The following is a 24,010-nucleotide window of genomic DNA, read 5'->3' as shown; positions in this document are numbered from 1 at the left end:
GCCGCGCCGTGAGGGCCCGGCCGCCTGTGTAGATAGGAGCCTGCGATTACGCCCGCGCGGTGCGGAATACAACGACCGTGAACAGGGCCATGGCGGCGACCACCATCAGCGATCCCACGATCGGCGCCGCCTCGAACGCCGGACCCTTCAGCAACACGGCGGCAACGCCAGCCGGAAACAGGATGCCGCCGACGATATGCAGCCAGCCCTGGATCCTGGCGAGCAACATGGTTCCTGCCGCCGGCACCAGCCGGTAGTACAGGCCGAACAGGAACAGCAGCACGCCGCCGACGAGATTGAGATGCGCATGCGCCGGCCCCAACGTGAAGTCGTGCTGGATACCCATGGCGATGCCCGCGAGCATTCCGAACAACAAGACGAGAACGCCGACGCACATCATCAGTGACCCGATCATCCAGTGATTCCTTTTTCTTATGAGGGAGGTGCCAGCCAGCCCGGACCGCAGGGGCCTTACCGGAAATCACGTTTGATCCCCGCCTTTGTGACTTGATGTCACGCAATGGGCTGGCTTACCTGTTCTTAGGCTGTGTGCCGCTACAAAGGTTCATTCAGTTTTCAACGCAGCGGAGGGCACTCGACGAGATGGAAGACTTTGCGCGGGCCCTGGCCGAATTCGTCCGCCATCACCAGGCCTGGGCCGCTCCGATCGTCATGCTGCTGGCGTTCGCTGAATCGCTCGCCTTCATCTCGTTGCTGGTGCCCGCCTGGGGTGCGCTGGTCGCGATCGGCGCCCTGATCGGCGTCAGCGGGATCAGTTTCTGGCCGATCTGGATCGCGGGCGGCATCGGCGCCGCGCTCGGCGACTGGGTCTCCTACTGGTTCGGCTATCGCTACAAGGAGCAGGTCGCGCAGATGTGGCCGCTGTCGCGCTATCCGGAGATCCTGCCGCGCGGCGAGGCCTTCGTGAAGACCTGGGGCGTGCCCAGCATCTTCATCGGCCGTTTCTTCGGCCCGCTGCGCGCCTCGGTGCCGCTTGCCGCCGGCATTTTCGAGATGTCGTACTGGCAATTCCAGATCGCCAATTTCGTCTCGGCGCTGGTCTGGTCGGCCGCGCTGCTGCTGTTCGGCGACGTCATCGGCCAGGTCGTCGAGTGGATGTGGCGGGCGGTGTAACGACTTCAGGAATATCGCTACGATGCAGGGGTTAGGCGGAAGAACAATTGCTTGCACAACCGTCTTCGCACGACTGTCAAAACGCTGAGCAAAACTCACCGCGGCGGACGCGGCTCCGCCGGGCGCAGCATTGTTACACTGGGAGGACATCAGATGGAACTGACACGACGCCACGCTCTCGCAGGCGCTGCCGGCATCGCCGCCGCACCGTTGTTGCCCGCCGTTCCCGCGGTAGCCGCAGCGCCCGCCGCCGACAAGCAGGCGCCCGGCTTCTATCGCTACAAGGTCGGCGACATGCTGGTCACCGCGGTGTCGGACGGCAAGAATGTCTTCAAGCTGGAAGATTCCTTCATCCCGAATGCGAAGCGGGACGATATCAACGCGGCGCTGGAGAAGGCCTTCATGCCGCGCGACTTGGTGTCGATCTGGTACGCGCCGCTCGTGCTCAACACCGGCGGCAAGCTGGTCGTGATCGACACCGGCAATGGCGCGCTGGCGAAAGCCAGCACAAAGGGCGCTAGCGGCCAGTTCGCCGACAATTTCGCCGCGGCCGGCTTCGACCCGAAGAATGTCGACATGGTCGTGATCTCGCACTTCCATACCGACCACGTGAACGGCCTGCTGACGGCCGAGGGCACGCCGGCGTTCCCGAATGCCGAAGTGCTGGTGCCGGCGACCGAATGGAAGTTCTGGATGGATGACGGCGAGATGAGCCGGGCGCCGGCCGGCCGCATGCAGGGCCTGTTCAAGAACAACCGCAATATCTTCGAGGCCGGCCTGAAGAAGAAGGTCACGCCCTACGAGTGGGGCAAGGAGATCGCACCGGGCCTGACCTCGGTCGAGACCGTCGGCCACACGCCGGGCCACACCTCCTACGTGCTGGCTTCGGGGGCGGACAAGGTCTTCATCCAGTCCGACGTCACCAACAATCCGAACCTGTTCGCGGCCAATCCCGGCTGGCATGCGTTCTTCGACCAGGACGGCGACGTGGCGGAGAAGACCCGCCGCCGCATCTACGACATGGTGGTCGCGGAGCGGCTCCAGGTGCAGGGCTATCACTATCCGTTCCCGGGCCTCGGCAACGTGGTCAAGGACGGCAACGGCTACCGCGTCGTGCCGGCGCCGTGGAATCCGTCGATTTAGGTTCGTCATTCCGGGCTCGATGCTTAGCATCGAGCCCGGAATCTCGCGCCGCAATCCCTGGATTCCCCGATGCGCAATTGCGCATCTGAGGTTCGCGCGCAGGGCGCGCCCCGGAATTGCGAAAGCAAACCTTGACGCAAAACGGGCGCGGCCTTATAGCCGCGCCCATGATCAACGCCGCGACCATCATCATCGCCCGCCGCCGCCGCATTTTCGCGGTATCGGCGGTCGCTCGCGTTTAAGACCATCGCCTCTGCCGCCGGATATTCTCCCGCGGCGCTCTCCTGAAAAAAGACACGCGGTTCGATCTGGCGGCTCCTTCGTCACGCAGGAGTTTCGATCATGTATACGCCACCGCCCTTCAAGCCTGACCGCGCCGCGAGCCTTGCGTTCGCGGAAGCGCGCGGTTTCGGCATCGTCTGCGCGTGCGACGGCGGCAAGCCGATCGCCTCCGCGCTGCCGTTCTATTTGAGCTACGCCGCCGACGGCACGCCGCGGGCGCTGTTTCATGTTGCCCGTCACAATCCGCTGGTAAAGCTGGCGCACGGGGGCCCCTGGCTGCTGGCCGTCACCGGCGCGGATGCCTATGTGTCGCCGGACTGGTATGTGTCGCCCGATCAAGTGCCGACCTGGCTTTATCAGGCCGTGCATCTGACCGGGCCGGTGCGGACCCTGTCGGACGAGGAACTTGCCGTTCAGATCGACGTGCTGAGCGCCAAGTTCGAGGACCGGCTGCTGCCGAAAAAGCCGTGGGTGTCGGGCAAGATGACCGCCGCGCGGCTGGAAGCAATGAAGAAGGCCATCGTGGGCTTCGAGATGACGGTGGAAGAGGTGGAGGGCAGTTTCAAGCTGAACCAGCACAAGTCTGAGACCGATTTCGCGGCGGTCGGCAACATGCTCGCATTGCAGGCCGAAGCGGGTGCCCGGAACATCGCGGCTTTGATGCGCGAGGTGCGCCCGCAGGCTTTCGCGATGATACAGGCCGAGATGACTACGCTTCCGAGGAGCGAGCAATGACGAAGAAGAAAATCGGAATTTTAGGCGCGTCCGGCTACACCGGCGCCGACGCGGTGCGCCTGTTGGCGCGGCACCCGAATGCTGAAATCACCGCGCTTACCGCTAACACCCATGCCGGCAAGGCGATGAGCGAGGTGTTTCCTCACTTCTTCATGCTCGACCTGCCAAAACTCGTGGAATGGGAAAAAGTCGACTGGACGCGGCTCGATGCCGCGTTCTGCGGACTGCCGCATGGGACGACGCAAGAGATCATCGCCGCGGTGCTGAAAGCCAATCCCAGGATCAAGATCCTCGATATGTCCGCGGATTTCCGGCTGCGCAACAAAGACAGCTACGCGCAATGGTACGGCCACGAGCACCGGGCGCTCGAATTGCAGGACGAGGCCGTCTATGGGCTGACCGAACTCTATCGGGAGAAGGTCACGGCCGCGCGGCTGGTGGCCTGTCCCGGCTGCTATCCGACGGCGGTGCTGCTGGCGCTTGTTCCGCTGGCGAAGGCAAAGCTGATCGACGTCGACGATATCATCATCGACGCTAAGTCGGGCGTCACCGGCGCCGGGCGCGGACTGAAGCAGAACACGCTGTTCAGCGAGGCCGGCGAAGGGTTGTCGCCCTATTCGATCGGAAGCCATCGACACTCGGCGGAGATCGAGCAGGAGATCGGCGCAGCCGCTGGCTCGGCTGTGACAGTGAACTTCACCCCGCATCTCATTCCGATGGCGCGGGGTGAGTTCTGCACATCCTACGTCAAGCTGAACGGGGCTACGCCGGACGATTTGCGCGCCGAGCTGGAAAAGGCCTACGCCAACGAGCCGTTCATATATGTGACGAAGAAGGGCGTGCTGCCACAGACGCAGAACGTGCGCGGTTCGAATTACGTTCAGATCGGCGTCGTCGCCGACCGGATCAAGAACCGCGCCATCGTGCTCTCGACGCTCGATAATCTTGTGAAGGGTTCGGCCGGACAGGCGATCCAGAATATGAATCTGATGTTCGGCTTGCCCGAAACCACCGGGCTGGAGCAGATCGCGCTGTTTCCGTGAGCGGGGGTTGTTGTCGTGGACGAGGACGCGCTCAATCTAGCGATAACAGCCCCGGATTGGCGGCGCAGATGCGGCCAGATGTGTTAGCAAACGAAACGAACGAACTCGAAAGGAGCATGCCATGACCGTCACCGAGACCAACCAGCCGAAAACCAAGAGCGGTGCGACCAAGGCAACCGTGTTCGTCGACGGGGCGTCCGGCACCACCGGCCTCGGCATCCAGGAGCGGCTGCACGCGATCGGTGACGTCGCGGTGAAGCACATCGCCGACGACAAGCGGAAGGATACAGGCGCCAAGCGTGCGCTGATGGAGGAGGTGGATCTCGTGATCCTCTGCCTGCCTGACGAGGCCGCCAAGGAGACCGTCGCGCTGATCGACACGATGGGCAATTCGGCGCCGAAGGTGCTCGATGCCTCGACCGCCTATCGCGTTGCGCCCGACTGGGCCTACGGTTTCGCCGAACTGGCGCCCGACCAGGCCGACAAGATCCGCAACGCGCGGAAAGTCTCCAATCCGGGCTGCTATCCGACCGGCGCGATCGCGCTGCTGCGGCCGATCGTCGATGCCGGCCTGCTGCCTGCGGATTATCCCGTCACCGTCAACGCGGTGAGCGGCTATTCGGGCGGCGGCAAGTCGATGATCGCAAGCTTCGAGGACGGCTCGGCGCCGGCCTTCGAGCTCTATGGCCTCGGCTTCGAGCACAAGCACGTGCCGGAGATGCAGCTTTACTCGCATCTGACGCGGCGGCCGATCTTCATCCCGTCGGTCGGCAACTACAGGCAAGGCATGTTGGTCTCGGTGCCGCTGCAACTCGATGCGCTGCCGGGCAAGCCGACTGGTGCCGACCTGCAGGCTGTTCTGGCGAAGTGGTATGCCGGCAGCAAATACGTCTCGGCGATGCCGCTGCAAAACGAAGCGGCGAAGGACGGGCGGATCGAGCCGGAAGCGCTCAACGAGACCAACCAGCTCGAGCTCTATGTCTTCGCCAGCGACAAGCACCGCCAGGCCGTGCTGGTCGCCCGGCTCGACAATCTGGGCAAGGGCGCCTCGGGTGCCGCGGTCCAGAACATGCGGCTGATGCTCGGGCTGGCCGACAGCTGACGGCGAGGTGCGCATCGTGGATGACGCCACGCTGCAATTCTACCGGCGCAATGCCGAGGCCTATGCCGGGTGGGCGAAAGCACCGTCCGCCCGGCTGATCGGTTTTCTCAAGCTGCTGCCGCCGGGCGGCGCGATCCTCGAACTCGGCTGCGGCGCCGGCAATCATGCCGCCGTCATGCTTGCCGAGGGCTTCGTGCTGCGCGCGACCGACGGGTCCCCCGAGATGGCTGAGGTCGCGGCGCGGCGCATCAACCATCCCGTCGAGGCGATGCTGTTCGATGAGCTCGAGGACCTGGAGGCCTATGACGGCGTCTGGGCCAGCGCGTGCCTGCTGCATGTGCCGCGCGACGAATTGGCCGGCATCCTCGGTCGCATCCATCGCGCGCTGAAACCCGGTGGCATCTTCTACGCGAGCTACAAGATCGGCCATGGCGATGGCCGCGACAGCATCGGCCGCTACTACAATTATCCCGCGGCCGACTGGCTGGCGGCGACCTACGCCGCGTCAGGGGCGTGGGTCCAGGTCTCGTCCGACACCAGCGAGATCAAGAGTTTCGACGAGGCGCCCGCGACGATGCTGCATATCGTGGTGCGCAAGGGCGAGGAGTAGCGCCGGCGCGGCCGTCACCGCCGCCGGCGCGAATGTGTTGCTCAGACGATCTTGAAGATCGCGAGCGCCAGCACCGCCTGGGCGATGAAGCCGACCGTGAAGGCCAGGGTGCGGAACACTGGCAGGCCGAGCGTGTAGACGATCAGATGCGCGACGCGGGCCCAGAAATAGACGGCGCAGGCCAGCACCGTCCATTTGGTGGAATAGTCGGCCGCGTTGAGGATCAAGACCAGCGGCGCGAAGATCACGAGATTCTCGACCGCGTTGTCATGGGCGAACATCAGCCGGTTGGCCCATTCCGCGTGTGGCTTGTCGTTGCGCGTGGGATTGCCCATGGCGCCGGAGAGGCCGCGCACCTGGCAGCGGTTGATGATGTAGGGAATCCACAGCAGCCCGGTCAGGATCACCGTCAGCGACAGCCAGAACAGTTCGCGCGTCATCGTCTCCCCCTCACGTCAATTCGATTCCCGACCGTCGGGATCATCTGTTTATAGCTGAGCGGAAGACTTGGCGCTACGCGAAGACTTTACGTTACGAGAAGACTTGGCGCTACGCGCGGACGCGGACATAGCTGCCCGGAGCGTCCTCGAGCGCCGACACCCCGTTCGAGCCCACGATGCGCGCCGGCACCGTCTCCGGATCATGGCTTTCCAGCCAGCCGCGCCAGTCGGGCCACCATGAACCCTTGTGCTCCTCGGCGCCCTTCAGCCAGTCGGCGAGCTTGATGTCCCTGATGTTGTCGTTGGTCCAGTACTGGTACTTCTTCGATGCGGGCGGATTGACCACGCCGGCGATGTGGCCGGAGCCGGACAGCACATATCTCACCGGGCCGCCGAAGAACTGCGAACCGTAGAGCACCGATTCCGCCGGCGCGATGTGATCCTCGCGTGCGGCGAGGTTGTAGACCGGCACCTTCACCTTCGACAGATCGAGCAGCGTGTTGTCGAGCACCATCGTGCCGGTCGACAGCCGGTTCTCCAGATAGCAGTTGCGCAGATAGTAGGAGTGGTTCGACGACGGCATCCTCGTCGCGTCCGAATTCCAGTGCAGCAGGTCGAACGAGGAGGGCGGCTGGCCCTTCAGATAATTGTTCACGACATACGACCAGATCAGGTCGTTCGAGCGCAGCATGTTGAAGGCCATCGCCATCTTGCTGCCCTCGAGCACGCCGGATTCCTGCATGTCGCGTTCCAGCGCCGAGATCTGATCCTCGTCGACGAACACCAGAAGGTCGCCGGCGTGGGTGAAGTCGACCTGCGCGGCAAAGAACGTCGCCGACGTCACGCGCTGGCGGCGCTTCTCGGCGAGATAGGCGAGCGTCGAGGCGAGCATGGTGCCGCCAACGCAATAGCCGGCGGTGTGCACCTTCATCTCGCCGGTGACCTTCTCGATTACGTCCATCGCCATGAGCGGGCCTTCGGCCATGTAATCGGCCCAGGTCTTCTTGCCGAGCTCCTTGTCCGGGTTGACCCAGGAGATCACGAACACCGTGATGCCCTGGTCGACGCACCATTTGATGTAGGATTTCTCAGGGCGCAGATCGAGGATGTAGAACTTGTTGATCCATGGCGGCACGATCAGGAGCGGCGTGCGCAGCACGTTCTCCGTCGCCGGCGAATACTGGATCAGCTGCATCAGTTCGTTCTGGTAGATCACCTTGCCCGGCGTCGTCGCCATGTTGATGCCGACCTCAAGGTTGGCCGAATCGGACTGGCGGATCCGCAGCGTGCCGTGGCCGGCCTCGATATCCTCGGCCAGCATCTTCATGCCGCGGACCAGATTGTCGCCATTGGTCTCGACCGTGGCGCGGAGCACTTCCGGATTGGTCAGCACGAAATTCGACGGCGCCAGCGCGTTGGTGATCTGCTGGACGTAGAATTCGGCCTTCTTGCGGGTATGCGGATCGATTCCGTCGGCATCGTGGACCAGCTGCTGCGCCCATTTCGCGGTCAGCAGATAAAGCTGGAGGATGAAGTCGAAGAACTGATTCGACTTCCACTCCGGATCCTGGAAGCGCTTGTCGCGCGGGGCCGGCGCGATCGCGGGCTTGGCATCGGCTTCGCCGGCCATGCGGCGCACGGCCGATCCCCAGAGATCGAGGTAATCCTTGCCGAGCTGCATCTGCAGCGAGGAGGCGCGCTCCTTGTCGGCCAGCCAGTATTCGGCGATCACGCTGAAGGTCTTGATGACCTCACCGAGCTCGTTCGGCGGCTTGTCGCGGACTTCCCCGGTCTGGCGCGGCTTGAGATAGGCTGCCAGCGCCTGGCCGCTGCTCTCCATCGCCCGCGCGATGTTCATGGCGAAGGCTTCGGCGTTGAATTTCGGGGCGGCTTGGGTGTCGGTACTGACGTTGCTCATCTGAGGGACAATATCGCGTCGTTTGGAGGGCGTCATCGCGCGGTGCGGTAGCGAGAATCGGTCAAAAGCCGATGTTTCGCTCTGTTGCGGTGCGATAAAAAAATCTTTGTTCCGTCATATTGAAGCCTCAGGGGTCGCTTTTGGTGTTCACGCTTTAAGCGTTTCGGGCGACAATGGTTTGAAACGGCTAAAGCCAGGATTAGATGCAGCGGGGACGCTGCAAGGCTCGTACCAGTGCGACCCGTGTCGGCAATGTGCGACCTGCGCGCTAGCTTGTTGGGGACAATTCGGCGCATGCCGATCGATCGAATGAACAGGGGGCTCGCGGCCGCAGCGCTGCTCGCGTCGATGCTGGCGCTGAGCGGGTGCTCGAGCATGATCGCCGATATGGCCATGCCGGCCGATGCGCCGGCGCGGCAAAAGGATGCCAACGGCTACCTCCCGGTGCACGATATTCCACCCGACCGCGCCGATCCGACGATCAAGCCGGCGGATCAGGCCAAGATCGAGCAGGAGCTGGTTGCCGCGCGTGATCGCCAGGCCCAGGCTCAGGCCGCGACGGCAGCCCAAAGCGGGAAGTGAGCGCGCGAGATCGGCCGATCAGCGCTGGCGCCGCCCGGCGTCCGTGCTAAAAGAAACCCAATTCAACCGCAGATCCGGCCGCTGTCCCCAGACCGTGCGCCTGAATTCGCTCTAAATCATTGATTCAGTGCGATTTCTGTAAGAGGCCGAGCCGGCTTCGGCAGCGAACCAAAGGGGGACGATTCTGGCATTGCGGTTGTCGGAGCAAGGGTCCCATGGAAGATTTTTACCGCATTCGCCGTCTGCCGCCTTACGTCTTTGAAAAGGTCAACCAGGCCAAGGCGGCCGCGCGCAATGCCGGGGCCGATATCATCGACATGGGCATGGGGAACCCGGACCTGCCGACCCCGCCGCATGTGATCGAGAAGCTCAAGGAGACGCTGGGCAAGCCGCGGACCGACCGCTACTCGGCCTCCCGTGGCATCAACGGCCTGCGCAAGGCCCAGGCCGCCTATTATGGCCGCCGCTTCGGCGTCAAGCTGAACCCCGATACCCAGGTGGTCGCGACGCTCGGCTCGAAGGAGGGGTTTGCCAACGTTGCGCAGGCGATCACCGCGCCCGGCGACGTCGTGCTGTGCCCGAATCCGAGCTACCCGATCCATGCGTTCGGCTTCCTGATGGCGGGCGGCGTGATCCGTTCGGTGCCGTCGGAGCCGACGCCGCAGTTCTTCGAGGCGGTCGAGCGGGCGATCCAGCATTCGATTCCGAAGCCGATCGCACTGATCGTCTGCTATCCGTCGAACCCGACCGCCTATGTCGCGGACCTCGACTTCTACAAGGATCTGGTCGCGTTCGCGAAGAAGCACGACATCTTCATCCTGTCCGATCTGGCCTACGCAGAAGTCTATTTCGACGAGAACAATCCGCCGCCGTCGGTGCTGCAGGTTCCCGGTGCGCTCGACGTCACCGTCGAATTCACCTCGATGTCGAAGACGTTCTCGATGGCCGGCTGGCGCATGGGCTTTGCGGTCGGCAATGAGCGCATCATCGCAGCACTGGCGCGGGTCAAATCCTATCTCGATTACGGTGCCTTCACGCCGGTCCAGGTGGCGGCGACCGCCGCGCTGAACGGTCCCGAGGACTGCATCCGCGAGATGCGCGACACCTACCGCAAGCGCCGCGACGCGCTGGTTGAGTCATTTGGCCGCGCCGGCTGGGACATTCCGCCGCCGCAGGCCTCGATGTTCGCCTGGGCGCCGCTGCCCAAGGCGTTCGAGGCGGTCGGCAGCATGCAGTTCGCAACCCTGATGGTGGAGAAATCCGGCGTCGTGGTGTCGCCCGGCGTCGCGTTCGGCGAGCATGGCGAAGGCTATGTCCGCATCGCGATGGTGGAGAACGAGCAGCGCATCCGGCAGGCCGCGCGCGGCGTACGCCGCTTCCTTGAAAGCGGCATCGAAACGTTGCACAACGTCGTTCCTCTCGCCAACCGGCGCTAATCCTCCAGGTTGCTTAATCTCCAGGTCCCTTAAATCCATGGTCGCACCCCTGAACGTGGGCATAGCGGGGCTCGGCACCGTCGGTGCCGATGTCGTCCGCCTCATCGAAACGCAAGGACGGGCGCTGGCCGAGCGCAGCGGCCGCGCTATTCGCGTCGTCGCCGTCACCGCGCGCTCGAAAGCCAAGAAGCGCGGCCTCGACCTGCGCGGCATCGCGTGGGCGAAGAGCCCGCAGGCGCTGGCCGAGGATCCCAATATCGACTGTTTCGTCGAGTTGATGGGCGGCGCCGGCGATCCCGCGCTCTCCGCGATCGAGACCGCGCTGAAGGCCGGCAAGTCGGTCGTGACCGCCAACAAGGCGCTGATCGCCAAGCACGGGTTGCGGCTTGCCGCCGCCGCCGAAAAGCACGGCGGTGCGCTGAATTTCGAGGCGGCGGTCGGCGCGGCGATCCCGGTCATCAAGACGCTGCGCGAGGGCCTCGCCGGCACCAGCGTCAACCGCGTCTACGGCATCCTCAACGGCACCTGCAATTACATCCTAACCCGGATGGAGCAGGAGGGCCTGTCGTTCGAAGAATGCCTGAAGGACGCCCAGCGTCTCGGCTACGCCGAAGCCAACCCGTCATTTGACGTCGATGGTCACGACACCGCGCAGAAGCTTGCGATCCTGGCGAGCCTCGCCTTCGGAACCAAGGTCGCCGAAAGCGCGGTCTATGTCGAAGGCATCTCCTCGATCACGCCGGAAGACCTCAAGGCCGCCGCGGAACTCGGCTACCGCGTCAAGCTGCTCGGCGTTGCCGTGCGCACGGCAAAGGGCATTGAGCAGCGCGTGCATCCGACCATGGTGCCGAAATCATCCTCGATAGCGCAGGTGATGGGCGTGACCAACGCGGTGGCGATCGACGGCGAGGGGATTCCCCCGATCACGCTGGTCGGTCCCGGTGCCGGCGGCGGCGCGACGGCCTCGGCCGTGGTCGCCGACATCGCCGATGTCGCCCGCGGCATTCGTGCCAAGCCGTTCGGGCGTCCGGTGGAGCGGTTGCGCGACACCACCAAGGCGCCGATGGAACGCCACGAGGGTGGCTACTATATCCGCCTGATGGCGCGCGATCTTGCAGGCACTGCCGCAACAATCGCCACGCGGCTCGCGGAACAGAAGATATCTCTGGAGTCCATCGTGCAACGGCATCCGGATGGCGTCGATGTGAACGGTGCAGCCAAAAAACCTTCACCGGTCCCGGTCATTCTGATTACGTACGCGACCAGCGAGGATGCGGTGCATCGTGCGCTGGCCGCAGTGCAGCGCGATAAGGTCATCAGCGGCCGGCCGCAGGTGATCCGGATCGAGAAAAACTAACGCATGACCTGAACGGGTCGGGCGTGAGACGATTGATGCGGGCAGGCTGGCCTGTCCCCGAGGCTTTAAGGAGTACGCCGATGTCGACCCATATTTCCGTTCCGCCGCAGATGCTGCTCGAGCGCATCCTGACGCTCGAAATCGTGCGCGTGACGGAGCGCGCGGCGGTGTCGGCCGCGCGGCTGCGCGGCCACGGCCAGGAGAAGGCTGCCGACAAGGCCGCGGTCGACGCGATGCGCCGCGAGCTCAACAAGCTGCCGATCGAGGGCACCATCGTGATCGGCGAGGGCGAGCGCGACGAGGCGCCGATGCTGTTCATCGGCGAGAAGGTCGGCCTCAATGCCGGTCCCAAGGTCGACATCGCCGTCGATCCGCTCGAAGGCACCACGCTGTGCGCCAAGAACATGCCGGGCTCGATCGCCACCATGGCGATGGCCGATGGCGGCACGCTGCTGCACGCGCCCGACGTCTACATGCAGAAGATCGCGATCGGCCCGGGCTACGCCAAGAACGTGATCGAGCTCGACGCGCCGCCGGCCGACAATGTCCGCCGGCTCGCCAAGGCCAAGGGTGTCGATCCCAGCGCGATCAACGTGCTGGTGCTCGACCGTCCGCGCCATGCCGACATCATCAACGGCGTGCGCTCGACCGGCGCTGCCGTGCAGCTGATCACCGACGGCGACGTCGCCGGCGTCATCCACTGCGCCAAGCCCGATGAGACCGGCGTCGACATGTATATCGGCACCGGCGGCGCGCCCGAGGGCGTGCTGGCCGCGGTCGCGCTCCGCTGCATCGGCGGCCAGATGCAGTGCCGCCTGATCCTCGACACCGAGGAGAAGCGCGCGCGCGCGCACAAGATGGGCGTCACCGATCCGAAGATGATCTACGGCATCGAGGATCTGGCGAGGGGCGACTGCCTGTTCGCCGCCACCGGCGTCACCACCGGCTCGCTGCTTTCAGGGGTGAAGTTCAAGAAGGACGTGATCGAGACCGAGACGGTCGTGATGCGCTCGGTCACCGGCACCGTGCGCTACATCAAGGCCGAGCACCGCCAGCTGGAGAAATTCCACCTGGATTGATGACTGCTGTCGTTCCGGGGCGATGCGCAGCATCGAACCCGGAACCCCGAGATTCCGGGTTCGCGCTTGCGCGCGCCCTGGAATGACGACCAAGAAATAAGAACAACAAAAGCGCGAGGCACCCATGTCCGATCTTTCCGGCGTCAAGGCACTGGTGTTCGACGTGTTCGGAACCGTGGTCGACTGGCGCACCAGTCTGATCAACGACTTCACCAAATGGGGCGAGACGTCAGGCATCAAGGCCGACTGGACCGCGCTGGTCGACGGCTGGCGCGCGGTCTATGCGGCCTCGATGAACGAGGTGCGCAAGAACCCGCAGAACGGCTACGTCATCCTTGACGTCCTGCACCGCCGCTCGCTGGAGAAGCTGGTCGCGCAGTTCGACGTCAAGGGGCTCACCGAGGCCGACCTGCACCACCTGACGCTGGGCTGGCATCGGCTGCACGGATGGCCCGACAGCGTCGCCGGCCTGACCCGGCTGAAGAGCAAATACATCATCTCGCCGCTGTCGAACGGCAACGTCGCGCTGCTCACCAACATGGCGAAGTTCGCTGGTCTGCCGTGGGACCTCGTGATGTCGGCCGAGCTGTTCGAGCACTACAAGCCCGATCCGGAAACCTATCTCGGCGCGGCGAAGCTGCTCTGCCTGCCGCCGGAGCAGGTGATGATGGTTGCCGCGCATAATTACGATCTCAAGCACGCGCAGAAGCACGGCCTGAAGACGGCGTTCGTCGCGCGGCCGACCGAATACGGTCCGTTGCAGAAAGTCGATTTCGAAGCCACCGGCGAATGGGACATCGTGGCCAAGGATTTCGGGGAAATCGCCACCCGAATGGGCTGCTAGAACTGGTCTGCTCGTCATCGAAGCGTTACGATTCCGTCCTGGAGGGTCGGTTCTGATTGGGCAGAACCGAAGCCCTCGACTTGTTTTGACGCGTTTTCGTCACGCGAACCGCCGCCCATTTCGCTCGAACACGCTCTGGCTCCAGAAGGGATCATGACGCTCCACGCATCCGCACTGCCCGTCGAGGCGCCACAGGCGTTCCTTGGCGTGGCGCGGTCGCTGACCGGAAAGCTCTGGCGCGACCGGCTGGACGCGCGCGGGGCGGCGCGGGCGCTCGCGATCGTGCAGCGGCACAATCTGCCGGAAATGCTGGCGCGCGTGCTGGCCGGCCGCGACGTCGCGCTCGACGAGGTCGCCGACTTCCTCGACCCGACCATCCGCAAGCTGATGCCGGACCCGCACACCGTCACCGAGATGGAGCATGCGGCCAAGCGGATCGCCGACGCTGCGGTGCGCGGCGAGAAGGTCGCGATCTTCGGCGACTACGACGTCGACGGCGCGACCTCGGCGGCGCTGCTGACCTGGCATCTGCGCCATTGTGGGCTGGATCCACTGATCCACATTCCCGACCGCATCTTCGAAGGTTACGGTCCGAATGTCGACGCCGTCCGCGCCCTGGCGGCCAAGGGCGCGACGCTGCTGGTCACGGTCGATTGCGGCACCACCAGTATCGAGCCGCTGGCGGAAGCCAAGAAGCTCGGCATGTCGGTGGTGGTGATCGATCATCACCAGACCGGCGATGAGTTGCCCGAGGTCGACGCGCTGGTGAATCCGAACCGGCCCGACGATCTCTCGGGCCTCGGCCACCTCGCGGCCGTCGGCCTGGTGTTCGTCACATTGGTCGCCGTGAACCGCGAGCTGCGCCAGCGCGGCTTCTGGACCCGCGAGATGCCGGAGCCCGATCTGCTCAGCGTGCTGCATCATGTCGCGCTCGGCACCGTAGCCGACGTGGCGCCGCTGATCGGGCTGAACCGGGCCTTTGTCGCCAAGGGCCTGATCGCGATGCGCCGCCGCGACCATGTCGGCCACACCGCGCTGATGGATGTGGCGCGGCTCAATGGCCCGCCGGAGGCCTGGCATCTCGGCTTCATGCTGGGCCCGCGCATCAATGCCGGCGGCCGCATCGGTCGTGCCGATCTCGGCGTGCGGCTTTTGCTCGAAGGCGATGTCTCGGAGGCGGCGCGGATCGCGGCCGAACTCGATCGCCTCAATGGCGAACGGCGGGTGATCGAGCAGGCGGCCGAGGCGCAGGCCGAAGCCGAAGCGCTGGCCTCGCTCGGCCTCGAGGACAAGGGCGCGGTGATCGTCACAGCGGCGGAAGGCTGGCATCCCGGCGTGGTCGGGCTGGTCGCGGCGCGGCTGAAGGAGAAGTTCGCGCGGCCGGCCTTTGCGATCGCGCTGGAGCCGGGCGGCATCGGTACCGGATCGGGCCGCTCGATCGGCGGCGTCGATATCGGCAAGGCCGTGCGGCAGGCGGTGCATGACGGACTGCTGATGAAAGGTGGCGGGCACGCAATGGCGGCCGGCGTCACGCTGCGCAAGGAGAAGCTCGCCGAATTCCGCGCCTACATGGAGAGCGCGCTGGCGGCTGACGTCGCCAACTCGCGCCACGAGAACGAGCTGTTTATCGATGGCGCCGTCACCGCGCGCGCGGTGACGCCGGAGTTCGCCGCGACGCTCAATCGCGCAGGTCCGTTCGGTGCCGCCAATCCCGAGCCGGTGATCGCGCTGCCGTCGCATCAGCTGGTCTATGCCGACGAGGTCGGGCAGGCGCATTTGCGGCTGCGCTTCAAGTCCGGCGACGGTTCCATCGTCAACGGTATCGCATTCCGCTCGGTCGGACAGAAGCTCGGCAGCGCCTTGACGCAAAATCGCGGCCAGCAATTGCACGTGGCGGGCTCCCTTGCAGTCGACCGTTGGCAAGGCACCGAACGTGTGCAATTCCGTGTGCTCGACGTCGCGGTACCGGATCAGGGCCCGGCGGTGATCAAATAAGAAACGTTGGGAGTGGACATGGCAGGACAGGTTGAAGGCAAGGTCGCGCTGGTGACTGGCGGCGCGTCGGGTATCGGCGAGGCCATCGTCGAATTGTTCGCGCAGGAAGGCGCGACGGTTGTTGCGACCGACATCGACGAGTTGAGGGGACCCGAGCTCGCCGCGCGGCTCAAGAAGGCTGGTCGCGAGGTCGTCTTCCTGCCGCAGGATGTCACCAGCGAGGAACGCTGGATCGAGGTGGTCGCCGATATCGGCAAGCGCTACGGCCGCCTCGATATCATGGCCTCCAACGCCGGCATCGGCATCGGAGCGCCGTCGATCGTCGAGATGTCGCTCGCAGACTGGCGCCGGCAGACCGCCATCAATCTCGACGGTGTATTCCTGTCGGTGAAGCATTCGCTGCCGCTGATGCGCAAGCATGGCGGCGGCTCGATCATCATGATGTCGTCACTGGCCGGCCTGCGCGGTGCGGCGACGCTCTCCGGCTACAGCGCGACCAAGGGCGCCGTGCGGCTGTTCGCCAAATCGATCGCGATGGAATGCGCGCAGGTGAACGACGGCATCCGCGTCAACTCCGTGCATCCCGGCATCATTGACACGCCGATCTGGGGCAAGATTCCAACCGGCGCGACGGGCGCCGGCCAGAACGCACCGATCGATCCGGAGGAGCGCGCAAGGTTCGCCACGCCGCTCGGCCGCGCCGGCCAGGCGATCGAGATCGCGCAAGGCGTGCTCTATCTCGCCTCGGATGCGTCGCGCTACGTCACCGGCACCGAGCTCGTGATTGACGGCGGCATGAATGCCGGCGGCGTGGTGCGGCAACCGAAATAGTCTCCGTTATTGCGAGGAGTTGAGCGGCGATTCGCATCCCAACCGTCGTCGTCCCTGCGAAAGCAGGGACCCATACTCCGCGGCCGATGTTGTGAACGGGACTTGTTGTTCCAGCGGTGTGCAACAATCATCATTTGTGGTTATGGGTCCCTGCTCCCGTGCGCAATTGCGCACTAGGCAGGGACGACGCGGAGTATGTGCTGCGAGCTAACCGCCCTGCCGCAGGCGCGCCAGCACCTTGAGCCCGCCGTAACCGTCGGCGGGCAACAGGCCGGTCCTGGTCTGGAAATCCTTGATCGCCTGCATGGTGTCGTTGCCGACGCGGCCGTCGGTGCCACCGGTGTCGAAGCCGGCCTTGGTCAGCCGCGTCTGCATCTCCTGCACCTCGGCGAGCGTCAGCGCGCGCTCCGAGCCCGGGAACGGCTGGATGAAGGGCGGCCCTCCGAGACAGCGGTCGCCGAGATGGCAGATCGCCAGCGCGTAGTTCATCGACGGATTGTAGCTCTTCACCGAATTGAAGTTCGGGCCGAGCAGGAAGGCCGGGCCGCCCGCGACCGGGATCCAGAGCTGCGCCGACGCGTTCGGCTGCGGAAACGGCTGGCCATCGGCGCGGGTCACCCCTGCGCTGGCCCAGGCCGCGTAGGTGCGGCTGCCGCTGGCGCCGCCGGTCGCGCGAACCTCGTAGCCCCAATGCTCGCCGCGGTGCCACTTGCCGCGATTGACCAGATATTTCGCGGTCGAGCCGAGCGCGTCGTCGGGGCGGCCGAACGGCGAGACCTTGCCGTCGCCGTCATAGTCGAAGCCGACATTGAGCCAGACTTCCGGCATCCACTGCGAATGGCCCATCGCGCCGGCCCAGGAGCCGTTCATCTCCTCCGGCGTGCTCCAGCCGCGTTGCACGATCTTCATCGCGTTGATCAGCTCGGTCTCCCAATAGGCCTTGCGGCGCGGCTCGTTCCAGGCGAGCGCCGCAAGCGAGGGAAACACCGGCGTCATGTGGTTCTGCTGCACCAGCGGATCGCCATAGGCTGACTCGACGCCCCACAGCGCGAGCAGCGTGCCGCGCTCGACGCCGAAGTCACGCTCGATGCGGGCGAACAGCGCCTCGTTCTTCTTCAGCGCCTCGCGGCCGTGGATGACGCGCCAGTCCGAGACGCGGCGGTTGATGTACTGCCAGATCTGCTCGTGGAATTCTGGCTGGTTGCGCATCTGCTTGAACACGCTCATGTCGGGCTCGACCCGACCCATGCAGCGATTCCAGGTCGCCTCGGAGATGCCTTTTGCAAATGCGCGAGCGCGAAAATTGTCGCGCCACTGGTCGAAGCCCGGAGGCGCGGCGGCCAGCGCGCCGAGCGGAGTGCCCAGTGTCACGCCAGCCGCGAGCGCCGCCTTCAGGACGGCGCGGCGGGCAGGGGATTTCAAAGAATCAGGCTGTTTCATCGGGCCAGTGTAGCGGCGCCGATCGGGTGAGCCAAAAGCCACGCCGCCGCAGGAGCTATGTATCTTGCAAATCTGTGGCGATTTTTGACAGCCATTGCCGGACAATCTGTTCCGACTTGGCGTTGAGGCCGGCGGCGAGCCGGCGCTCCTGGGCCTGGGCGATATGCCTGCATTTCTCCAGCAGCGCGGTTCCATGGCTGGTCAGCGTCCATTGCAGCACCCGGCCGTGGACCGGGTGCGGCGTCTTGCGGATCGCGCCGTCGCGCTCGAGGTTGCGGATGATCACGCTGACGGTCTGCGGCGTCAGGAATGCCACCCGGGCCAGATCGGCGCCCGAGAGGCCCGGATAGGCTTTCAGCATCGTCAGCACGACGAATTGCGGGGAGGTGACGCCGAGGCTTGCCAGCTCACGCTCCATCGACAGCCGCGAGGCCGCATTCGCCTGGCGCAGCAGGTAGGCGAGATAGCCCTGTTCGCCGCGCTTGCCTTCGCCGGGCGGCGGGACGGCGGAGGTGGGCAGGGCGTCTGCGACTGATCCTGCCCCGATCGCAACCTTGCCCGCCGCCGCTTTCCCCGCCGGGCGCCGCCCGGTTGCGCCGGATTTCCCTCGTTTCTGCATTCCCGCCATGTTGCCTTTGCGAATGTCTGCGTCTTGCTCAAGATCAGAGCTCTGATAATATGTCAGTGCACTGATAACATGAGGCCAAGCCAATGTCACATGCCCGCAAGGAATACACCGACTTCGAGAAGCTCGCCCCCGATGTCTTCGCCGTCGTGCGTGACCTCGGCCAGTTCGCGGCGAAGGCCGGTCTCGACAAGCAGCTGCTCGAACTGGTCAAGCTGCGCGCCTCGCAGATCAACGGCTGCGCCTTCTGCGTGCAGTATCACATCCTGCAAGGCGAGAGCCTCAGCGTCCCCGTCGACAAGCTCAACCTCGTTGTGGTGTGGCGCGAGGTGCCGCAGTTCTCGGCGCGCGAGCGCGCAGCGCTGGCCTGGACCGAGGCGCTCACGACCCTGCCGAACGGCGTCAGCGACGAGGTCTATGCGGAGGCCACTGCTGAGTTCTCCGAAAAGGAGTTGACCTACCTGACCTCGGCGATCGCTTCGATCAATGTCTGGAACCGGTTCGGCGCCGCCTATCGCTGGACGCCGCCGCCGCGCCGGCAGCGTGCAGCCGCGGTGGCTTCGTGAGACGGATCGAACGGCAATTGACAGGGGAGGACAACCGATGAGTTCGATGGCGATGACACCATCTGTTTCATGCGCGCGGCCGCCGCGGCCGGTCTTGCTGGCCGTGCTTGCGGGACTGGCTTCGGCCTTCGTGATCGGCAAGGCGCTGCCGACCCCGATGGATGCGATCTCCGCGGTGATCGCGCCACTCTGCGCGAGCGCCAATGCGGCATCGCCGCTCGACAAGGTCGAGGTCATCACCTCGCATGCGCTGCCGAACGTGGCGGGCAAGCGCGTCACCGTCGTGCGCGTGTTCTATGGTCCCGGCGGCTTCACGCCGCCGCACCACCATTCCGGCTCGGTGACCGCCTACATCACCAAGGGCGAGATCCGCTCCCAACTCGGCGGCGGGCCGGTCGAAACCTTCAAGGTCGGCCAATCCTTCTTCGAGCCGCCGGGCTCGACCCACATGGTCTCGGCCAATGCGAGCACCACGGAGCCGGCGGAATTGATCGCGGTGTTCGTCGCGGATGAAGGTGCGCAGCTGACCACGATGCTGGAATAGCCGCCGGCAATTCCGATCGACACCGGTCCAATTCCGCAGATCGCGCGCGCCGCCGCGCACTGGACCAGTTTGCTGTGAAGTCCGCAGCAAACTGGACCTTGCAAGCGCAATTGGGCGCGGTGATTGATGGCGCGGCGGTGACGACCGCAATGCGATTTCGCCGCTTGCGCGGCGGCCACCGAACAGGAGCAACCGATGGTCAATCTCAAGGGGCTTTCCGCTTTCCCGATCACCCCCTCGAATAGAGACGGGCAGGTCGATGCGGGAGCGCTTCGCACATTGCTGGAGCCGTTGATTGCGGCGAAGGTGGATTCGATCGGGCTGCTCGGAAGCACCGGCTCATATCCGTATTTCAGCCGCGATGAGCGGCGGCGTGCCGTGCAGGCGGCTGCCGCTCTCGCAGAGGGCAAGACGCCGATCCTGGTCGGCGTCGGCGCGCTGCGCACCGATGATGCGGTGAAGCTGGCGCAGGATGCGCGTGATGCCGGCGCGGCGGCAGGCCTGCTGGCGCCGGTGTCCTATACGCCGCTGACCGATGATGAGGTGTTCGAGCACTTTCAAACGGTGGCGCGTGAAAGCGGATTGCCGATCTGCATCTACGACAATCCGGGCACGACGCATTTTCGATTCACGCCTGACCTGGTCGGCCGCCTGAGTCACGTTGCGGGAATCGTGGCAGTGAAGAGTCCTGCGCTGGACGCTGCCGCGGTGCCTGGCCACATCGCCGAATTGCGGGCTGTGGTGCCGAGCGGTTTCTCGCTCGGCTACAGTGCCGATTGGAATTGCACCGAGGCGCTGCTGGCGGGTGGCGAGACCTGGTACAGCGTTCTCGCAGGAGTTTTCCCCAAGGTCTGCGTCGACATCGTCCGCGCCGCGGCAAGTGGGGATGCGGCCAAGGCGCGGCAGCTTGACGCGCGGCTGCAACCGGTCTGGCAGCTGTTGAAGACATTCTCGAGCCTGCGGGTCGTCTACGCGATCGCCAATCTTAGAGGGATCTGCGCGGCCGAGCCTCCGCGTCCGATCCTGCCGTTGCCCCCGGACGCCCAGAAGAAGGTCGGTGAGGTGTTGGCCGGAATGGAGATCCGCTGATCGCATCGATCAGGTTCGCGATGGAATTCGCGGTCGTTCCATCGCTATCGCGGCTTCCATCAGCGCGCAAAATCGGCATAACAATCGCCCGTCGTGCTCGGCTTTCTGGGGAGGCGTTCGATGCGATTGCCGGTGGTTCTGTTGATGCTCCTGATCCCTGCGGTGGTGTGGGCCGAGGAGCCCGTGACCAACGCGCCGGCGTTGTGGGGCAGCCCCACCGTCGACAACGGCGCCTGCTGCAAGACGCTCGGCGAGGTGCGCAGCAACATCGACCGGCTCGACCGCGAGATCGTGCGCTTGATGGCCGAGCGCGGCCGCTACGTCCATGAAGCCGCGCGCTTCAAGGCCAACCCAGCACAGGTCGAAGCGCCGGAGCGCGCCGAGGCTGTCGTGAAGAAGGCGATGGCGCTTGCGGAAGCGGACGGGCTGTCGCCCAAGGTAGCGGAAGCTGCCTATCGCGCAATGGTGCGCGCCTTCATCGATTACGAGCAGGGCATCTTCGCGGACGCCGCGGCACGCGGCGATACGCCCTGGAAGAAGTAGGCGGCCTATCGCAACACGGTGCAGCTTCCTAATCCGCGCAATGACGCGACCGATGTTGCGCGGAGCGCCATGGCCTCAAGGGCGGGCGGCGTTTGCACGATTTCGGAATAATGGAATTATGCCGCTGAGTTGCCCGACGTGTCAAGTTGTCGTGCCTGATGACGGCAGCCGCCGGCTACTTTGCATGGGGTTGTTTTCGATATTTTGGCAGTGCGCCCGCGAACCGCGGTCTCCACTTCACTCGCGCTAATTGCCGCCGCCTTCCTGGGTGTCGATGCGATGCACGACGTCGTCGGGCAGGGCATGGGCCACGGCGGCCGCAGGTCCGGGCTCCGGTCCGATCTCGCGGCCGCGGCCGCGGATCAGCCGCTCATAGGCCGACACCAGCGTGGTGTAGGGATTGACCCAGAGCCAGCCGTCGCGCGTGAACACCTGCACGTCGAAATGCAGATGCCGTGACGTGCCGTTGGGATGGTCGAGATAGTTCGAGACCACGCCGATCTTCTCGCCCTCGCTGAGGCGGCGTCCGTTGAGCAGGCCGTCCGCGTCCATCACGGACGGGTTCATGTGCATGTAGCGGAAACGAACATGCTCGGTGCGGGTGTTGACCTGCAATGTCGCGGCCTGCTGCTGCGCCGAGCGGATCACGACACTGTCGCGCACCGCAACGACCGCCTGCTGCCTGGGGTCGCAACCGTCCTTGCTGTCGGCCGGACACGCGCCGGGCCTGACATCCTGGCCCTGATGGCCATAGCCGCTGGCGCATTGGCCGACCTCGAAGCTGCGCGCTTCGCAGAAATTGTCCTGCCAAGGATACTCGTCGACCGTGGCGCCCGCCTTGCGCCTTGCGAAGGATTGCGAGTGCGCGAAGGCCGGCGCCTTGTCGAGCGGAAAGCGGATCTGCGAATAGACCGTGAAGTCGGCATGGCCGCCCTGCTGCCTGCGGCCGCCGCTGCCCGGAACGATGTCGCCGCTCGGGCGGTAGGTGAAATCAGCCGATTGCGCGATCGGCCGTTCGGCGATGTCGGAGGCGATGTCGCTGCGCGGCCGCGACGGTTGCCCGCCGGCGATGCGCAATGCCTTCAGGAAGCGCTCGGCCACCGGATAGGCCTCGCGGCAGGCGAGCCGCTTCGGCCGCGGCGCGCTGTCGAGGCACTGGATCGAGACGACATAGGGAATCCCGAAGCGGGTGAAGGCATAGCGCACATAGCCTTCGCGGATGAAGCGGCGCAGGTCCGGAAACTGCGCGGCCAGCGTCTTGACCGGCTCGCCCTTGCCGCCGAGCCGGTCGGCGAGGTCGTAGACGAGGATCGAGCCCGAGATCTGCACCTCGACCGGTTTTGCGAACGTCCGCGGCGGCATGCCGTCGCCGGCGCCCGGGTCGAGCGAGAACACCGCGTCATAGCCGGACGCGCCGGCATGGAAGACATCGGCCGCGCGGAAGTCGGCCTGGTAGCGTGCAACCGGCAGGCTGTCCGGTGCGCCGTTCTGCCGGGCGTCGAGATAGCTTGCGGGATCGAAAGGCAGCAGCACCGGGATCGGACTGCGCGCAATGCGGGGGAAGAGCGGCAACGTCACTGCGTTCAGCTGCACCAGCGCGGGCGTCGACCGCGGATCGGTGGCCGGGACGCGGCGCTGTCCGGCGAATGTGAAGCTGGAGGCGATGGCCGGGCGGGTGGTGATCTCTTGCCGGAGCTGGTCGAGCGCGGAGCGCCATTCGACCCGCATGGCCGAGATCGAAGGCGTCCGGAATTCATCGGCATGAGCGCCGGGAGGAGGCAAGAGCAGGGCTGCCAGCCAGCAACTGATGAAGCTGACGACCTTCCTGTTCACTGCACTCCCCGGTTCATGTCTGATCGCGAGAGATTAGAGCAAGTTCCGGAAAAGTGTGTAGCAGTTTTCCGGAAAGTTTGAGGTTAAACAACAACCTGATGTGCGACAACGGTTCATGACGACTGTCACCGCGCTCGGCCCCTCAATCCTTGGCGCGTTCGACGTAGGAACCGTCCTCGGTCATGACGACGATGCGCGTGCCGGTGGACACGTGCGGCGGCACGCCGGTGCGGATGCCGTTGGACAGCATCGCGGGCTTGTACGACGACGAGGCGGTCTGGCCCTTGGTCACGGGCTCGGTCTCCACCACTTCCAGCGTCACGCGCTGGGGCAGCTGGATTGCGACCGGATTGCCGTCGTGCATCGACAGCTTCACGGTCATGTTCTCCTGCAAATACGGCGCAGACGAACCGACGATCTCCTTGGAGACCTGGACCTGGTCGTAGTTGTCGTTGTTCATGAAGTGGAAGCCGTCGGCGTCCTCGTAGAGGTAGTTGTAATTGTGGTCCTCGACGGTGGCCTTCTCGACCTGATCGGTGGTCTTGTAGCGCTCCGACACCTTCACGCCGTCGCCGATGCGGCGCATTTCGATCTGGCTGACGGGGGTGCCCTTGCCGGGATGAATGTTTTCGGCGGAGAGGACCACGTAGAGCTTGCCATCCTGCTCGATGATGTTGCCCTTGCGGATGGAACTGGCGATGACTTTCAAAGGTGTTTTCCTGAATTTGAGAACGGGGGCGCAAACCGGACCGGCAGCCCCTCGGCCGTGGCGGCGATTTCGGGCTGCAACATACTGATTTGTCCCTGAGATGCCAGTCTTTTGCGGCCGAATTCGGCAG

24 protein-coding genes are annotated in these 24,010 nt (G+C 64.9%); 17 read left to right on the top strand and 7 right to left on the bottom strand.

Annotated elements, in window-relative coordinates:
• Positions 1 to 46 precede the first annotated feature (46 nt).
• Positions 47 to 415, bottom strand: coding sequence for a hypothetical protein (locus AAFG07_RS23055; RefSeq protein WP_342722173.1), 369 nt, complete (start codon positions 413 to 415; stop codon positions 47 to 49).
• A 188-nt stretch (positions 416 to 603) separates the two neighbouring features.
• Between AAFG07_RS23055 and AAFG07_RS23050 the strand changes: the two genes are divergently transcribed.
• The 6 genes from AAFG07_RS23050 (at position 604) to AAFG07_RS23025 (ending at position 6,049) form a co-directional block, all read left to right on the top strand.
• Entirely contained in the window at positions 604 to 1,134 is a 531-nt protein-coding gene (locus AAFG07_RS23050) for a DedA family protein (protein ID WP_212317468.1), read from the top strand.
• 153 nt (positions 1,135 to 1,287) lie between these two features.
• On the top strand, positions 1,288 to 2,277 hold the full coding sequence (locus AAFG07_RS23045) for an MBL fold metallo-hydrolase (protein WP_342722172.1): 990 nt from the start codon (positions 1,288 to 1,290) through the stop codon (positions 2,275 to 2,277).
• A 342-nt stretch (positions 2,278 to 2,619) separates the two neighbouring features.
• Positions 2,620 to 3,294 carry an FMN-binding negative transcriptional regulator gene (locus AAFG07_RS23040; protein WP_342722171.1) on the top strand — a complete coding sequence of 225 codons (675 nt, stop codon included), beginning with the start codon at positions 2,620 to 2,622 and terminating at the stop codon, positions 3,292 to 3,294.
• The gene (gene argC / locus AAFG07_RS23035; protein WP_342722170.1) at positions 3,291 to 4,337 is read left to right on the top strand and encodes an N-acetyl-gamma-glutamyl-phosphate reductase; all 1,047 of its coding nucleotides are present in this window, start codon (positions 3,291 to 3,293) and stop codon (positions 4,335 to 4,337) included. Before AAFG07_RS23040 ends, argC (AAFG07_RS23035) begins: the two co-directional genes overlap by 4 nt.
• A 121-nt stretch (positions 4,338 to 4,458) precedes the next feature.
• Complete coding sequence (gene argC / locus AAFG07_RS23030; protein ID WP_342722169.1) at positions 4,459 to 5,439, top strand: N-acetyl-gamma-glutamyl-phosphate reductase; 981 nt, start codon at positions 4,459 to 4,461, stop codon at positions 5,437 to 5,439.
• Between the two features lie 16 nt (positions 5,440 to 5,455).
• On the top strand, positions 5,456 to 6,049 hold the full coding sequence (locus AAFG07_RS23025) for a class I SAM-dependent methyltransferase (protein ID WP_342722168.1): 594 nt from the start codon (positions 5,456 to 5,458) through the stop codon (positions 6,047 to 6,049).
• A gap of 41 nt (positions 6,050 to 6,090) precedes the next feature.
• Here the strand turns inward: AAFG07_RS23025 and AAFG07_RS23020 are convergent, their stop codons facing one another.
• Together AAFG07_RS23020 and phaC are read right to left on the bottom strand one after the other, a co-directional pair.
• The gene (locus AAFG07_RS23020; protein WP_212317462.1) at positions 6,091 to 6,489 is read right to left on the bottom strand and encodes an MAPEG family protein; all 399 of its coding nucleotides are present in this window, start codon (positions 6,487 to 6,489) and stop codon (positions 6,091 to 6,093) included.
• 109 nt (positions 6,490 to 6,598) lie between these two features.
• Complete coding sequence (phaC, locus tag AAFG07_RS23015; protein ID WP_342722167.1) at positions 6,599 to 8,407, bottom strand: class I poly(R)-hydroxyalkanoic acid synthase; 1,809 nt, start codon at positions 8,405 to 8,407, stop codon at positions 6,599 to 6,601.
• A gap of 294 nt (positions 8,408 to 8,701) precedes the next feature.
• Between phaC and AAFG07_RS23010 the strand changes: the two genes are divergently transcribed.
• The 7 genes from AAFG07_RS23010 to AAFG07_RS22980 all read left to right on the top strand — a co-directional run bounded on the left by AAFG07_RS23010 (position 8,702) and on the right by AAFG07_RS22980 (position 16,531).
• Positions 8,702 to 8,989 carry a hypothetical protein gene (locus tag AAFG07_RS23010; RefSeq protein WP_342722166.1) on the top strand — a complete coding sequence of 96 codons (288 nt, stop codon included), beginning with the start codon at positions 8,702 to 8,704 and terminating at the stop codon, positions 8,987 to 8,989.
• 215 nt (positions 8,990 to 9,204) lie between these two features.
• A complete protein-coding gene (locus tag AAFG07_RS23005) occupies positions 9,205 to 10,425 on the top strand; it encodes an LL-diaminopimelate aminotransferase (protein WP_342722165.1) in 1,221 nt (406 codons plus the stop codon).
• A 37-nt stretch (positions 10,426 to 10,462) separates the two neighbouring features.
• Entirely contained in the window at positions 10,463 to 11,782 is a 1,320-nt protein-coding gene (locus AAFG07_RS23000) for a homoserine dehydrogenase (protein WP_342722164.1), read from the top strand.
• A gap of 80 nt (positions 11,783 to 11,862) precedes the next feature.
• Positions 11,863 to 12,861 carry a class II fructose-bisphosphatase gene (gene glpX / locus AAFG07_RS22995; protein WP_173643387.1) on the top strand — a complete coding sequence of 333 codons (999 nt, stop codon included), beginning with the start codon at positions 11,863 to 11,865 and terminating at the stop codon, positions 12,859 to 12,861.
• Positions 12,862 to 12,985: 124 nt separating this feature from the next.
• A complete protein-coding gene (locus tag AAFG07_RS22990; protein ID WP_342722163.1) occupies positions 12,986 to 13,705 on the top strand; it encodes a haloacid dehalogenase type II in 720 nt (239 codons plus the stop codon).
• Between the two features lie 153 nt (positions 13,706 to 13,858).
• A complete protein-coding gene (gene recJ / locus AAFG07_RS22985; RefSeq protein ID WP_342722162.1) occupies positions 13,859 to 15,700 on the top strand; it encodes a single-stranded-DNA-specific exonuclease RecJ in 1,842 nt (613 codons plus the stop codon).
• An 18-nt stretch (positions 15,701 to 15,718) separates the two neighbouring features.
• Positions 15,719 to 16,531: a glucose 1-dehydrogenase gene (locus AAFG07_RS22980; RefSeq protein WP_342722161.1), complete on the top strand. Its 813-nt coding sequence runs from the start codon at positions 15,719 to 15,721 to the stop codon at positions 16,529 to 16,531.
• Between the two features lie 207 nt (positions 16,532 to 16,738).
• Here AAFG07_RS22980 and AAFG07_RS22975 read toward each other — a convergent pair whose 3' ends face one another.
• Together AAFG07_RS22975 and AAFG07_RS22970 are read right to left on the bottom strand one after the other, a co-directional pair.
• Positions 16,739 to 17,971 (bottom strand): lytic murein transglycosylase, encoded by a 1,233-nt coding sequence (locus AAFG07_RS22975; RefSeq protein WP_342722160.1) that lies wholly within the window; start codon positions 17,969 to 17,971, stop codon positions 16,739 to 16,741.
• Positions 17,972 to 18,026: 55 nt separating this feature from the next.
• Positions 18,027 to 18,599 carry a MarR family transcriptional regulator gene (locus tag AAFG07_RS22970; RefSeq protein WP_342729220.1) on the bottom strand — a complete coding sequence of 191 codons (573 nt, stop codon included), beginning with the start codon at positions 18,597 to 18,599 and terminating at the stop codon, positions 18,027 to 18,029.
• An 83-nt stretch (positions 18,600 to 18,682) separates the two neighbouring features.
• Here AAFG07_RS22970 and AAFG07_RS22965 point away from each other — a divergent pair, with 83 nt between their 5' ends.
• The 4 genes from AAFG07_RS22965 to AAFG07_RS22950 all read left to right on the top strand — a co-directional run bounded on the left by AAFG07_RS22965 (position 18,683) and on the right by AAFG07_RS22950 (position 21,338).
• Positions 18,683 to 19,162: a carboxymuconolactone decarboxylase family protein gene (locus AAFG07_RS22965; protein WP_342722159.1), complete on the top strand. Its 480-nt coding sequence runs from the start codon at positions 18,683 to 18,685 to the stop codon at positions 19,160 to 19,162.
• Positions 19,163 to 19,199: 37 nt separating this feature from the next.
• Positions 19,200 to 19,706, top strand: a complete 507-nt coding sequence (locus AAFG07_RS22960) for a cupin domain-containing protein (RefSeq protein WP_342722158.1) — start codon at positions 19,200 to 19,202, stop codon at positions 19,704 to 19,706.
• Between the two features lie 195 nt (positions 19,707 to 19,901).
• Positions 19,902 to 20,795 carry a dihydrodipicolinate synthase family protein gene (locus AAFG07_RS22955; RefSeq protein WP_342722157.1) on the top strand — a complete coding sequence of 298 codons (894 nt, stop codon included), beginning with the start codon at positions 19,902 to 19,904 and terminating at the stop codon, positions 20,793 to 20,795.
• A gap of 120 nt (positions 20,796 to 20,915) precedes the next feature.
• Positions 20,916 to 21,338 carry a chorismate mutase gene (locus AAFG07_RS22950; protein ID WP_342722156.1) on the top strand — a complete coding sequence of 141 codons (423 nt, stop codon included), beginning with the start codon at positions 20,916 to 20,918 and terminating at the stop codon, positions 21,336 to 21,338.
• Positions 21,339 to 21,584: 246 nt separating this feature from the next.
• On the opposite strand, the gene AAFG07_RS22945 is transcribed toward AAFG07_RS22950, so the two are convergent.
• Positions 21,585 to 23,171, bottom strand: a complete 1,587-nt coding sequence (locus AAFG07_RS22945) for a M23 family peptidase (protein WP_342722155.1) — start codon at positions 23,169 to 23,171, stop codon at positions 21,585 to 21,587.
• A 142-nt stretch (positions 23,172 to 23,313) separates the two neighbouring features.
• A complete protein-coding gene (gene efp, locus AAFG07_RS22940) occupies positions 23,314 to 23,880 on the bottom strand; it encodes an elongation factor P (protein ID WP_092125602.1) in 567 nt (188 codons plus the stop codon).
• Positions 23,881 to 24,010: the final 130 nt, after the last annotated feature.

Source organism: Bradyrhizobium sp. B097 (assembly GCF_038957035.1).
Classification (GTDB): Bacteria; Pseudomonadota; Alphaproteobacteria; order Rhizobiales; family Xanthobacteraceae; genus Bradyrhizobium.
Note: the sequence above shows the minus strand (reverse complement) of the source record. Positions and strands in the feature narration are given on the sequence as shown.